General features: G+C 56.5%; 11 protein-coding genes. 9 read left to right on the top strand and 2 right to left on the bottom strand.

What is annotated here, in order from left to right; all coding sequences use genetic code 11:
• Positions 1-261 precede the first annotated feature (261 nt).
• Together BOA8489_RS04850 and BOA8489_RS04845 are read left to right on the top strand one after the other, a co-directional pair.
• A complete protein-coding gene (locus tag BOA8489_RS04850; protein ID WP_093972851.1) occupies positions 262-744 on the top strand; it encodes a hypothetical protein in 483 nt (160 codons plus the stop codon).
• Positions 741-2,570: an Ig-like domain-containing protein gene (locus BOA8489_RS04845; protein ID WP_093972850.1), complete on the top strand. Its 1,830-nt coding sequence runs from the start codon at positions 741-743 to the stop codon at positions 2,568-2,570. Before BOA8489_RS04850 ends, BOA8489_RS04845 begins: the two co-directional genes overlap by 4 nt.
• Positions 2,571-2,772: 202 nt before the next feature.
• Here BOA8489_RS04845 and BOA8489_RS04840 read toward each other — a convergent pair whose 3' ends face one another.
• Entirely contained in the window at positions 2,773-2,976 is a 204-nt protein-coding gene (locus BOA8489_RS04840; RefSeq protein WP_093972849.1) for a hypothetical protein, read from the bottom strand.
• A gap of 206 nt (positions 2,977-3,182) precedes the next feature.
• On the opposite strand from BOA8489_RS04840, the gene BOA8489_RS04835 reads away from it, so the two are divergent.
• From BOA8489_RS04835 to BOA8489_RS04820, 4 genes are all read left to right on the top strand, one after another.
• A complete protein-coding gene (locus BOA8489_RS04835; protein WP_093972848.1) occupies positions 3,183-4,109 on the top strand; it encodes a LysR family transcriptional regulator in 927 nt (308 codons plus the stop codon).
• Positions 4,110-4,251: 142 nt separating this feature from the next.
• Positions 4,252-5,085 (top strand): DUF481 domain-containing protein, encoded by an 834-nt coding sequence (locus BOA8489_RS04830; protein ID WP_093972847.1) that lies wholly within the window; start codon positions 4,252-4,254, stop codon positions 5,083-5,085.
• A gap of 83 nt (positions 5,086-5,168) precedes the next feature.
• The gene (locus BOA8489_RS04825) at positions 5,169-5,582 is read left to right on the top strand and encodes a hypothetical protein (RefSeq protein WP_093972846.1); all 414 of its coding nucleotides are present in this window, start codon (positions 5,169-5,171) and stop codon (positions 5,580-5,582) included.
• Positions 5,583-6,104: 522 nt separating this feature from the next.
• Entirely contained in the window at positions 6,105-8,405 is a 2,301-nt protein-coding gene (locus BOA8489_RS04820; protein ID WP_093972845.1) for an arginine/lysine/ornithine decarboxylase, read from the top strand.
• A 171-nt stretch (positions 8,406-8,576) separates the two neighbouring features.
• Here BOA8489_RS04820 and BOA8489_RS04815 read toward each other — a convergent pair whose 3' ends face one another.
• A complete protein-coding gene (locus tag BOA8489_RS04815) occupies positions 8,577-10,073 on the bottom strand; it encodes an AMP-binding protein (RefSeq protein ID WP_093972844.1) in 1,497 nt (498 codons plus the stop codon).
• 609 nt (positions 10,074-10,682) lie between these two features.
• On the opposite strand from BOA8489_RS04815, the gene BOA8489_RS04810 reads away from it, so the two are divergent.
• From BOA8489_RS04810 to BOA8489_RS04800, 3 genes are read left to right on the top strand one after another with little or no spacing between them, the layout of a single operon-like run.
• The gene (locus BOA8489_RS04810) at positions 10,683-11,138 is read left to right on the top strand and encodes an ATP-dependent zinc protease family protein (RefSeq protein WP_093972843.1); all 456 of its coding nucleotides are present in this window, start codon (positions 10,683-10,685) and stop codon (positions 11,136-11,138) included.
• On the top strand, positions 11,135-12,040 hold the full coding sequence (rimK, locus tag BOA8489_RS04805) for a 30S ribosomal protein S6--L-glutamate ligase (RefSeq protein ID WP_093972842.1): 906 nt from the start codon (positions 11,135-11,137) through the stop codon (positions 12,038-12,040). Before BOA8489_RS04810 ends, rimK begins: the two co-directional genes overlap by 4 nt.
• Positions 12,040-13,083: a succinylglutamate desuccinylase/aspartoacylase family protein gene (locus BOA8489_RS04800; protein ID WP_093972841.1), complete on the top strand. Its 1,044-nt coding sequence runs from the start codon at positions 12,040-12,042 to the stop codon at positions 13,081-13,083. Before rimK ends, BOA8489_RS04800 begins: the two co-directional genes overlap by 1 nt.
• Positions 13,084-13,161: the final 78 nt, after the last annotated feature.

Below are 13,161 nucleotides of genomic sequence, written 5' to 3'. Positions count from 1 at the left end.
GGTGGCTTTGTCGCGAAATCCGTTTGCAGCTCACCTGAAATGGACCCTGTTGGGGCCGACTTGCCAGAGTGCCGCTTTGGAAGCGTGACCCACCAATGAGTCTTGTAGGCAACAGTTCTGCGAATGAGCGCCAATTCCGCTACCTCATTTTGTGACGAAGCTTGTTTTTCAAAGTCAGCTTCTTTTCAGGTTGGCATTAGCGAAGGCAACTAAAAACGAGCGCGTAACTTGTGATGATGTACCTGGCGACGTTGAAGGCCATTGCCCATTCAAACTGGTGCGCGCCGATATCTGGGTGCTTTTCTGGCACTTTGCTTGATCGCATTTTCCCAGAGTGCCGTTGCGCAAAACCTTGTGGCGGACACAGTTACGGACAACGGCGATCCTCCGCGCTGGACGTCAGGTTCATGCCTCGCAACGCTTCCCGAATTGTCGGATGGTAGTAATGCGAACCCCGGGATCTGCCTGCTGGGACCTGTCGATCCCGACTACCAGATCACATTCACATTCTCTCCTGACAACGCAGAGTTCATGACCGGGATCGTGATCTGGGCGAACGACGGCCGCAACATGAACGACAACGAGTTGCGCCAGCTCGACGTAGAGGTGGATTACTTTGATCCTGCAACCAATTCCACGATCACGTACGCACAGGAAGACGTCAACATAGGCGAAACCACCAATTTCAACGATCCGAAATTCGTTTCCTTTGCAGGGGCGGGGGGGCGGGTCTCTACCGGGTGAGTGAGGTCAGGCTGGACAATTTCGTGGGCAGAGCCGCGAACCAGCAGGCGACGTTTCGTGAAGTGCAGGGCGTTGTCGTCACGCTTCCCGTCGCGCCCGAGATCGAGATCAGCGCGTCTGAGTCCGGTGGCCCCGTTGCCGACGGCGGCAGCGATCCACAGGGGCTTGAGCCTTCGGGTGTCGCCAAGACCGTGACGTATACCGTCATGAACACTGGCACGAACACGCTGACCCTTGGCGGCACGCCCACGGTCAGCAACGCGACGAATATAACCGGTGCAGTTAACGTAGGTCTGCCGGGGGATCTGACACTTGAACCGGGTGAGACGACGACATTCGACGTGACCTATACGCCAGCGGGGGATGGGGCGTTTGGCTTTGACATTGACGTGGCCAACAACGACCCCGACGAGGGTGTTTATGACATCGCGGTCAGCGGTGACGCGAATGACGCCCCTGGCGTCACGCTTGTGGCCGAGCCAAGCCCGCCCAATGGCCCTTTCCCGATCACGGCGATCTTTAACGAACCCGTGTCGGGCATGACGCTGGCGGGTTTCAACGTGGTGAACGGCGTGGCGTCTAGCTTTGCCAACCCGTCAGCCGGTGTTTACACGATCATCGTCACACCGACGAACCCGATGTTGCCGGTCAACGTGACGGTGCCGTCCGGTGTCGCCACGGATAGCGATGGCGCCCCGAACAGCGCGTCCAGCACGTTGACTTTCGTTCTGGTGGCCGCACTGACTCCGACCGATATTGTGGCCATCGAAGAGATCATCATCGAAGAAACCGTCCGCGACCTGCGCAATCGCATTGCGTTCAACCAGCGGGCAACCCGCGACGCACGGGGGCGACACGCTGGCTACCTACGGTGCCGAAATCTGACCGAAGAGGACCTCAGCGACGCCGATCCGAGCATCGAGGGTCTTGGCGGGTGTGCCGCTGTGCGCGGGATCAGTATCGAGCCGGTTTTTGACGGCAAACTGTCGGTGAGCAAGAGTCTCGCGACGGGCAGCGGGTCTTTCCTGACGCAGAAATCCAGCCTCGATGGCACCAGTCGCCGCCTTGCCTTTGGCGAATTGTCTGTCAGCCGCCATGAGGACGACGATGTGACGTCCTCGGTGGAAGGCCGCGTCGCATGGGAGCGTCTTGTTGGAGATGACGTGCTGCGGGGTCTGTTCATCGGGGCTTCGGCCAGGCGGTCGGACATCGAAGACGATTTTACCGGAAATCGCACGGGCTTTGGCCTGAATGCGGGGGCCTATTTCGTCGATCAACTGTCGGAAAATCTTTTCTGGGACGGGTTTGTCACCCTTGGCGTGGGGCGCAACAATCTGGACCTTGGCAACGGCACGCTGGACGTGGATGGCACGTATGACACGACGTCCGTTCAGGTCGGTGTCGCCGTAACGGGGCAGCGTGACTACGACCGTTTCACGGTCTATCCGGAGTTGAGCTTTGCCTATGGCGTGGCGTCTGTAGGGGACGCCAACGTCACCTCGGTTTCTACTCTTGCGACGACCACCGAGGTCGTGTCGGTCGGCAGCGTCGCTCTGGGTGTGATCCGATTCCGGCCCGAATTCGTTTTTGCAGGCGAGGGGGACCGGTTTGGCATCTCGCGGCGTCAACTGAGTGTTGCGCCGAGTGTCTTGTGCGAGACGATCCGCACCGACGCGACAGACACCGAATGTGGTGGTGGGCTTGAGCTTAAGTGGTCGTCGCGCTCGGTTGACGGGCGCGGAGAGTTCTCGGCGCGTGCGTCTCGCGAGGTGGTTGGCGGCGCGTCACGCGATACAGTGAGCATCAGGTACGAGCGACCGTTCTAGGGCGGATGCTGCGGAACTCATCGGGTGTGACTTGCGCGCCCGGTTGAAGAGGCTCCGAATGGTGGCCGATAGCCGAATGCTCCAAGCGCTATCGGCTGTTATGGATGGCGTTCCTCTCTCACAAGAAAGCGCCCGCCAAGACACATGGCGAGCGCTGAAATATGGTCTGTCCGGAAGTGCCCCGGGCTGTGCTGCTGGCAGTTCACTCGTTGCCGCCGACAATGGCTTTGCCGCCTTTGTAGACCAACTTGCCAGCGCCGACCGCGCCTTTGGCTACGATCTTGGTGCCCCCCGCTGCGACGCCTACCGTGTTGTCAATCACTTGATCGGACGAACAGGCTGACAGGCCGACAACGGCAGCAATCAGCGTGGCGGCAGTGGCTTTACGCGCATCAAACAGTTTCATTTCGTGCTCCTCTTCCCAAAAAGGGTTTCTTGCGTTGTGTGGAAGCAGACGCCGGAGCCTTTGCGAAGGGGCATTGGCCCCGTGACTTCCATGGCGATTCACTCGGTCGTGTTCTGCTTCCACGAGGCGTAGATATGCGGTTTCAATTCGTTAGAAAAACGAATAATAAATGGGTTTGAAGCGATTATTGCTCATGGAACGTTCTGATGGATATTGCTCTTATACGCACCTTTCTCGAAGTCGCAGCCACAGGGTCCTTCGTAAACGCCAGTGATCGACTCTTTGTCACCCAGTCCGCCGTAAGCCTTCGCGTGCAACGTCTTGAGGACTCGCTTGGCAAGCAATTGTTCCTACGCTCGAAGTCGGGGGCTGAACTGACGTCCGCGGGCCGCGAATTCGAACGTTATGCGCTCTCACTAATCAAGATCTGGGAGGAAGCCCGCCAGCAGATCGGCGTCCCCGAAGGATATTCCAGGTCGCTGACAGTCGGAGCGCAATACTCGCTTTGGCCACGACTGGGTTTCCGGTGGATTGACCTGATGCAGGTAACAATGCCGACGCTCAACGTAAGAGCGGAGATTGGGATGCCGGATCGACTGACCCGGTTTCTGGTGGAAGGAATTGTGCAGATTGGCCTGATGTACACGCCGCAGCTTCGACCGGGACTGAGCGCGCGCAGGGTCATGGATGAAGAGCTTGTGATGGCGTCGTCTTTTGAAATGACCCTCGACGAGGTCGCTCCTCACTATGTTTTCGTCGACTGGGGTCCGGAATTCGTGCATGCGCATGCCCTTCAGTTCCCTGAACTAACGAACCCTGGATTGACGCTTTCGCTCGGTGCCATGGCCGCTGACTACGTCGTCATGCGGCAGGCGGCGGCCTATCTTCCAGCGCGATACATAAAACGTTATCTTGATGAAGGGCGGCTGCACCTTGTTCCAGGCGCCCCGGCGTTTCCCTATCCGATCTGGTCAGTCTGGCGCGACGATCTTGATACGGAAGTGCGAGCGACTGCGGAGAAGACACTTGTCGCAATTCAATCACAAATCGAAGCGGATCAGAACTCGGTGATCGCTGAATTGAAAGACATCAGTGACGGCGACGCAGCCGAAGGGACGGGAAACGCTGAATAAATCTTTAAGATGAGTAATACTTGTTTTAAGCGTAATTATTTTGAATTTTCCTTGTAGATAAAACTTACCTACATGCAGTGTCAGCAGGAATTGCTCCCGCCCTTCTGGGTCGGGTCACACTTCTTTGGGAAAGGAATGACCCATGAATAAGACACTGAAACTGGCGACCGTATCCGCGCTTGCCCTGATGATTGCCGCACCTGGCTTTACACAGACTCTGATTGGCCGTGACAGCGTTGCAGGCGATCTGAACGAAGACCTGATCGAAGCCATCGAAGACGATGCAGAGCGCGAGCTTGACCGCTTCGGCAACGAAGGCCGCCCTCAGGGATTCAATGGCTCGGTTGCGCTGCGCGGTATTGCGCAAAGCGGCAATAGCGAGACACTGAACATCGGTATCGGTTCGGACATGAACTATGTCTGGGGTCCGAACGGCATCGAACTGCAGTTGAACTATGCCTATAGCGATGACGATGACTCGGCGTCTGAAGAGAGCCTGTTCTATGGGCTTGAGTACACACGTGACTTCAACCCGTCGACCTTCGGCTTTGCAAAAATTCAGGGTTCGGCAGATGGTGCGACGGACGCTCAGTACGAATCTGACACATTCGTCAGCTTTGGTGCTGGTTACCGCATCTACAACGACGCGGAGCGTCAGTGGTCGGTTCAAGCCGGTCCCGGCTACCGCTTTGCAAACCTCAACGACATCGGTTCGGCTGACGTAAGCGAAGGCGCTTTCGGCATCTCCTCGGACTATGCTCATAAGCTGACGGACACATTGTTCCTGACGAACGACACGGACATCATCCTGTCCTCGTCTGACGATGTGATCTTCAACGACCTCGCCTTGAACGTCGCAATGACCGACACATTGGCACTGCGCACGAGCATCCTGACCGAGTTCCACTCCGAGCCCGGCACAGCGAAAAGCACCGACAACACTTTCGGTGTTTCGTTGGTCTACTCGTTCAACTAAGGCCCGCGATTTCCCTCGTGGCAACAGGGGGCGGAGCAATCCGCCCCTTCTTCATTTCTGGAATCGTTGAATAGGGGCTTACAGTGTCGAATTGGCATACCTTTGCCGCGCGTGAAGGCGGCAACTTTGAAGTCTTCACCACTCAAACGACCGGTTCCATCTTTGGCTATCGCATTGTCGGCACAAAGGTCGGCCCGCAAGTCGTTGTGGCCGGGTTTTGCGATGATGCCAAAGATGTATTCGAGAGGCTTTTGGCTATCCCGACGCTTCCCTGGCTGAGAGGAAATCTGGTCTTGATCCTGCTTGACGCATTGGACGATATCGGTCGTGACATCTCCAAGATTGAATCCATCGGACATATTGATCGTACGATCATACTTACACAAAATTCCGCCGACGAAGGTGCAGAGAAGCTGAAGCGAGAGAATTTCAACATGATTTTGCGTGCCTGCGCGGAGCTTGGAATGATTTCCGGGCGCGGCGTGACTTCTGCCTAGGGCGCACAGGAATCGAAAAGGCGGATGCTCAACCCGGTTGGAGCGTGCCGTTGGCCAGTTACCTTGAAGATCGATTGCTTCGCTGCTGGCGACGTGCGCTTGGTCAAGACCAGCGGACATTTACATTGAACGCTTATCCCCCAAGGTCAGCGTCACGCAGTTGCCGGCAAACCATGTCCTTCCGGATTCAATGGATCGCCTCCGTGCCCTTGCAAGTAGGGGGGCGAGTGGCCGCCACGCGCCTTTAACCAGCGACCGCCAATCCGGCAGAGGCGGCACGCTGGTCAGATCGGGGGCTTTGGTGCCAGGTTTGCGCGCGACCCTCATGTGGCCATCGTCGGTATGCCGTAGTTAAATGAGAAACCCTCTTGTTTTGGAGGGTACAAAGTATCTCTGCTTGCGCCTTGACGACCGGTATAACAATGGAGACATGACTTCGAGATTCTCGACTCGGGCGATTGACGAAAAAAGCGCATCGCCAGAAAGACAACACAGACTGATCCTGCCCTACTGGAGCTTTCAATGAAATTTCGCTTTCCCATCGTCATCATCGACGAGGACTTCCGTTCCGACAACTCCTCTGGCTTGGGCATTCGCGCCATCGCTGAAGCCATCGAGAGCGAAGGTTTTGAGGTGCTGGGCACAACCAGCTACGGAGATCTGTCGCAGTTTGCACAACAGCAATCCCGCGCGAGTGCATTTGTGCTGTCGATCGACGACGAGGAATTCACGCCCGGCCCAGATCTTGATCCGGCAGTGTTGAACCTGAGGTCCTTCATCGAAGAGGTGCGTTGGAAAAACAACGATGTGCCTATTTATATCTATGGCGAAACCAAGACGAGCCGCCATCTGCCCAACGATATCTTGCGTGAACTTCATGGGTTCATTCACACATTTGAAGACACGCCGGAATTCGTCGCGCGCCATATCGTCCGTGACGCCAAGGCCTATCTCGAAGGTATTCAGCCGCCGTTCTTCAAGGCGCTGCTCGACTATGCCGAGGATGGTTCCTACTCGTGGCACTGTCCGGGGCACTCGGGCGGCGTCGCGTTTCTAAAAAGTCCGATCGGGCAGATGTACCACCAGTTCTATGGCGAAAACATGCTGCGGGCAGATGTGTGCAACTCGGTCGAAGAACTTGGCCAATTGCTTGACCACAACGGCGCCATCGGCGCGTCCGAGCGGAATGCGGCAAGGATATTCAACGCCGATCACTGCTTTTTTGTCACCAACGGGACCAGCACATCAAACAAGATGGTCTGGCACCACACGGTCGCTCCCGGCGACGTGGTTGTGGTTGACCGGAATTGCCACAAGTCCATTCTGCACAGCATCATAATGACGGGCGCTATCCCGGTCTTCATGAAGCCGACACGAAACCACTATGGCATCATCGGGCCGATCCCGAAGGCCGAGTTCGAGATCGAGGCGATCAAGGAGAAGATCCGCTCGAACCCGCTGTTGGCGCATGTGGATGCGGACAAGGTCAAACCGCGCATCATTACTCTGACGCAATCGACCTATGACGGGGTCCTGTACAACACCGAGACGATCAAGGACATGCTCGACGGCTATGTCGAGAACCTGCATTTCGACGAGGCATGGTTGCCGCACGCGGCGTTTCACCCGTTTTATGGCACCTTCCACGCCATGGGGCGCAAGCGCGACCGGCCGAGCCATTCGGTGACCTATTCGACCCAATCAATCCACAAACTTCTGGCAGGGATTTCGCAGGCGAGCCATGTTCTGGTCCAAGACAGCAAAAAGACCAAACTGGACCGGCATCTGTTCAATGAAGCGTATCTGATGCACACCTCGACCAGCCCTCAATACAGCATCATTGCAAGTTGCGATGTGGCTGCTGCGATGATGGAGCCTCCGGGTGGACGTGCACTTGTCGAAGAAAGCCTGATCGAGTCGCTCAATTTCCGGCGTGCCATGCGAAAGGTGGATGAAGAGTATGGCAACGATTGGTGGTTCCAGGTTTGGGGTCCGGAGGAGTTGGACGAAGAAGGCGTAGACAGTGCCGACAACTGGGTATTGAAGAAAACGAATGCCGAAGGCGTGCAGCCGTCCGATGGCGAAGACTCCTGGCATGCCTTTGGCGACATGGCGCCCGGCTTCAACATGCTGGACCCTATCAAAGCGACCATCATCACGCCGGGTATGAATTTGGACGGGAAGTTTGACTATTCCGGAATCCCTGCATCCATCGTCACGAAATATCTCGCTGAACATGGTGTCGTCGTCGAGAAAACTGGCCTCTACAGTTTTTTCATCATGTTCACGATCGGGATCACCAAGGGCCGATGGAATTCGCTTTTGACCGAGTTGCAGCAGTTCAAGGACGATTATGACAAGAACGTTCCGATGTGGCGCTGCATGCCGAAATTCTGCGCCAAACAGCCGCGCTATGAACAAATGGGTCTGGGCGATATGTGCCAGCACGTCCATTCGCTTTATGCCAAGTCCGATGTCGCTGTTCTGTCGACCGATATGTATCTCAGCGACCTGGTGCCCGCGATGAAGCCGACGGACGCGTTTTCCCACATCGCCGCCCGAACCACCCGGCGCGTGCCTATCGACGACCTTGAGGGACGTATCACGACCAGCCTTGTCACACCCTATCCACCGGGAATTCCGCTTTTGATTCCGGGCGAAGTCTTCAACAGAAAGATTGTCGAATACCTGAAATTCAACAGAACCTTCGCGCGCGAATGTCCGGGCTTCGAGACCGATATCCATGGGCTTGTGCAAGAGGTAGACGAGAACAACCAGATTCAGTTTTTTGCGGACTGCGTTGCCACTGAAGATGAGGTGTAGCGCCGGCAATCTGGTCTCGATAGTGACAGTAGTGCTGTCCCTGTTGGCGCTCAGGGACCGCGCCAAACTGTCAATCAGCAAGAGTGGCGGTTCATCGCAAGACTCGTTTTTCATCGTGCAAAGCGGGCATTCTTACCTTTTGCGGCATCCGGCGCTCTGAGGTGTTTCCGGTTATTCGCTGTCGCCATAAGTCTTGCGCAGGATGTTCTTTTGGACCTTGCCCATCGTGTTGCGGGGGAGCGCGTCCTTCAGAATATAGCGTCTGGGGTGTTTGAACCGCGCCAGCTTGGGTTCAACCTTGGAGGCGATATCGTCTTCGGACAGGCTTGGGTCCTGACAGACGACCGCCGCAAAGACGCTTTCTCCGAAGTCGGCGTTCGGAACGCCGAAGACCGCGCTCTCGACCACGCCATCGATGTCGTTGATCACGTCTTCGATTTCCTTGGGGTAAATGTTGTAGCCCCCGGAAATGATCAGATCCTTTTGCCGCCCGACAATGGAAATGCGACCGTCTTCTGATTTGACCCCGAGATCGCCGGTGATGAAGAAGCCGTTATCACGAAGCTCTTCCGCGGTTTTCTCGGGCATGTTCCAGTAGCCTTGGAACACATTGTCGCCGCGTACTTCGATCATACCAACCTGGCCAGGGGCAACGGGTGTGCCGCCGTCGGTGATCTCAACTTCGGTGCCGGGCAAGGCATACCCAACGGTGCCGGCCAGTCGTTCAGCTTCATAGGGATTTGATGTGATCATATTGGTTTCCGTCATGCCGTAGCGTTCAAGGATGCGGTGACCGGTGCGGTCTTCAAATGCGGTGTGGGTCTCGGCCAGAAGCGGGGCGGAACCCGACACGAACAGGCGCATGTTCTCGACGAGGGACCTGGTCAGGCGCGGATCAGCAAGCAGCCGCGTGTAGAAGGTCGGAACGCCCATCAGAAGCGTCGATGCAGGAATTTCCGCGATGATTGTATCAAGGTCGAAATCCGCCATCAATCGCACCTCTGCTCCGGCCAGGAGCGATGTGTTCATCGCCACGAACAAGCCATGGGTGTGAAAGATCGGCAAGGCATGGACCAAACGGTCGTTCCGAGTGATGTGCCAAAGATCGGCGAGGCTTGCGGCATTGGATAGCAAGTTCTTGTGGGACAGCATCGCGCCCTTGGAGCGCCCTGTCGTGCCCGAGGTGTAGAGAAGTGCCGCGAGGTCATCGGGCCCGCGCGGCACTGTTTGAAAGGACTTGGATTTCCCGTTCGCCTTACGTGAAATTGTGCCATCACCGGCTTTCGCCAGAGTCAGCACTGGCGTTTTTTTCTGCGCCGCGTCTGAAACTTCGGTTTCGTCCCTGACGTCGCAGACAATGAGTGCAGGGGCTGCGTCCTCGATGAAATAGGTGAGCTCGCTTTTGGTGTACGCGGTATTGAGTGGCAGGTAGACCGCTCCTGACTGAAGCGCGGCACCATAGAGAGCGACCGTGTCCAGAAGTTTGGGTGCCTGCACGACAACTCTGTCGCCCGGCTTCACGCCTGCATCGCCAAGAACATTTGCCAATTGCGCCACTCGGGCGACGTATTCCGCGTATGTGACGCGCGACCCGTCATCAAGCGTCAGAAAAACCGCTCCATTGGTTGCATGAGGTGCGATGAGCGCATCGTAGAGTGTATTGGTCACAATGACTGTTCCTTGGGTTTGGCGGGCATGGCCGCCGTCGATAGTGCAACGACCGGTTTCTTGGCGGCAGTGACTGCATTGAAAGCGAAGTCTTCGTGACGTCGCCGCGTCTTACGCCTGATCTCCTTAACGTGTTTGTCCGCCGATCCATTCGACCCTGTCTTTGTTCTCGTTTCATATCCCTTCAGGGATTACGATGAACCGAAAACTTGCGCTAAGCAAAACTGCCGTTCTCTCTCAAAGGCTTGACGGGATACCGGACACGATCCTGTCGTTGGCCAGAAAGCTTTTCAAAGAACTGTTTCGCGTTTGTCATCCATTTGGAGGCCCAGCCCAGGTGCTGGAGTACTGGTGACGAGTGGATTTGTGCGTCACCTAGGCTTCATGGAGCAATGCTGGTTCCTTGGTTGAGTTCGGGAATGGCCCGGCCAGTGGCAATTCGAACTTGGGATAAGTGGGCTCTTGAGAGCGGGTGAGGCCCTCCGCTTCGCCCAAGTTTCCCTTCAACTATATGAAATCAAGTCAAAAACTGGGTTAGCCTCCTGTGGTTTGTAATTACGCGCAAAGCTGCCATATTGCCCGCAATTGCGAACACTGGAGACGACTCATATGCTCGTTGTCGGCTGGCAGGAGCGGGTTGATCTGCCGCTTCTCGGACTTACGAACCTCAAAGCGAAGATCGACACGGGCGCTCGTACCTCTGCGCTTCACGCGACAGAAATCGTCACCTTCGAACGGGACGGGATGCCTTGGGTTCACTTTCACACGCGGTTCGATGACGATGCGCGCGATACGGATGTGGAATGCCCGATCCTTGAACGGCGTGACGTGAAGAATACCAGCGGGATCCCGGAAACGCGGATTGTCATTCGGACCAAACTTCGAATTGCCTCGCGATTGTGGAGAATTGACCTTTCGCTTACAGAACGCTCGGAAATGAAGTTCCGTATGATTGTCGGTCGTACTGCGCTACGACGCCATTCGATCCTGGTGAATCCAAGCAAACGCAATTTGACGACGCCGACATCAGCCGGTGCCCCCGATAGGAAAAGGACCGCCACATGAAAATTGCGATGCTTGCGAGAAATGCAAATCTGTATTCGCACAAACGGCTTGTCGAGGCGGCGGAAAAGCGCGGACATCAGATTGATGTCATCAACACCCTGAGATGTTACATGAACATCGCGTCCCGCCGACCTGAGGTCTTTTACAACGGTGAGAAGCTTGAAGGCTATGACGCGGTGATCCCGCGTATCGGTGCATCCGTCACTTTCTATGGCCTGGCAGTCTTGCGACAATTCGAAATGATGGGCGTCTACCCTTTGAATGAGAGCGTCGCGATTGGTCGGTCGCGCGACAAATTGCGTTCGATGCAGCTTTTGGCGAGAGATGGCGTGGGCCTTCCCGTCACGACCTTCGCGCATGATCCGAAGCAGACCGAAGAAGTCCTGAAGCTTGCGGGGGGTGCTCCGCTGGTCATCAAGCTGCTGGAGGGCACACAAGGATTGGGCGTGGTTCTGGCCGATACGGATCGCTCTGCGAAGTCAGTGATCGAGGCGTTCCGCGCGACCGGCACGAATATTCTTATTCAGGAATTCATCAAAGAAGCCGGCGGGACGGATATCCGCGCCATCGTCATTGGCGGCCGTGTCATCGCTGCAATGAAGCGCACCGGTGCCGAAGGCGAATTCAGATCCAATTTGCATCGCGGCGGCTCTGCGGAACTCATCAAATTGTCGCCCGAGGAACGGTCAACGGCGGTGCGGGCGGCCAAGGCGATGGGCCTCAATGCCTGCGGCGTCGATATGTTGCGCGCGAACCATGGAGCGGTCGTCATGGAGGTGAACTCGTCTCCCGGTCTCGAGGGGGTCGAGAACGCGACGGGCCTCGATGTCGCTGGTAAGATCATCGAATTCCTTGAAAAGAATGCAAAACGCGGGGCCACCAAGACCAAAGGGAAGGGCTGATGTCAAAACGTGTCGGATTCGAAATCGGTGGCGAGGTCATCCCTCCGGGGAAGCGCCGGACCGTCAATCTGCCGGTCAGCGCTCTTTCGGACCACACCCCGGTTACAATGTCCGCGCATGTGGTGCAGGGCAAAATGGACGGACCAACGGTCTTTGTCAGCGCTGGCGTGCACGGAGACGAGGTGATCGGGATAGAAATTGTGCGGCGCCTGTTGAAGTCTTCGGCGCTTCGGGGGATGCGCGGCACACTGATCGTCGTGCCCATCGTAAATTCGTTCGGGTTCATCAACCGATCTCGATATCTCCCCGACCGGCGTGATCTCAATCGCTGTTTTCCCGGAAACGAGGGTGGCTCACTTGCCGCGCGTCTGGCAAATCTGTTCCTGACCGAAATCGTTGCTCGGGCCGAAGTTGGTATTGATCTACACTCGGCTGCGATCCATCGCATCAACTATCCTCAGGTACGCGTTTCGCCGGGTGATCCGGAAATGCGCAAACTGGCGGATGCCTTCGGGGCGCCGATCATCATGCAGTCTCCGATCCGCGAGGGGTCGTTGCGGCAAGCGGCGCAGAAACTGGGTACACGTGTTTTGCTATACGAATCCGGTGAAGGTCTGAGATTTGACGAAGTCTCGGTACGGGCTGGTCAGGCGGGTATTCTGCGTGTTCTGAAATCGCTGGGCATGATTGCCGGTCGCGGCGTTGCGGCGGCAAAAGGTCAGTCACAGTTCTGTCCCTCCAGTAAATGGCTGCGCGCGCCGATGGGGGGATTGTTCCGCAGCCTGAAGGCCGACGGCGATCCGGTGCGCAAGGACGATCTGCTCGGGCTAGTATCCGATCCTTTCGGCGAAACCGAGAGCGCAATCGTTGCACCGTTCGACGGTATTATCGTTGGCCGCGCCGTGCTTCCGGTTGTTAACGAAGGCGACGCCGTTTTTCATCTGGCACGCGTACAGTCGGTCAAGAAGGCTGAAAACGCGATGGACGATCATTCATCGCAATTGGCAGACGATCCGATGTTCGATGAGGATGAAATCATCTGAGCGCCAGCGAGTTCTGAAGTCATGTCGCGTTTTCATAGGCAGCCACACGCCCGATCACCAGAAGCGGCAGCATGTGCC

Source organism: Boseongicola aestuarii (assembly GCF_900184815.1).
GTDB lineage: Bacteria > Pseudomonadota > Alphaproteobacteria > Rhodobacterales > Rhodobacteraceae > Boseongicola > Boseongicola aestuarii.
The sequence above is the reverse complement of the archived record's forward strand: the minus strand, read 5'-3'. Positions and strand labels throughout refer to the sequence as shown.

Coding starts and splice junctions, on each gene's coding strand:
- rimK (WP_093972842.1), top strand. CDS start 11,135: ATGAAAATTGCGATGCTTGCGAGAAATGCAAATCTGTATTCGCACAAA.
- BOA8489_RS04835 (WP_093972848.1), top strand. CDS start 3,183: ATGGATATTGCTCTTATACGCACCTTTCTCGAAGTCGCAGCCACAGGG.
- BOA8489_RS04810 (WP_093972843.1), top strand. CDS start 10,683: ATGCTCGTTGTCGGCTGGCAGGAGCGGGTTGATCTGCCGCTTCTCGGA.
- BOA8489_RS04840 (WP_093972849.1), bottom strand. CDS start 2,976: ATGAAACTGTTTGATGCGCGTAAAGCCACTGCCGCCACGCTGATTGCT.
- BOA8489_RS04830 (WP_093972847.1), top strand. CDS start 4,252: ATGAATAAGACACTGAAACTGGCGACCGTATCCGCGCTTGCCCTGATG.
- BOA8489_RS04820 (WP_093972845.1), top strand. CDS start 6,105: ATGAAATTTCGCTTTCCCATCGTCATCATCGACGAGGACTTCCGTTCC.
- BOA8489_RS04800 (WP_093972841.1), top strand. CDS start 12,040: ATGTCAAAACGTGTCGGATTCGAAATCGGTGGCGAGGTCATCCCTCCG.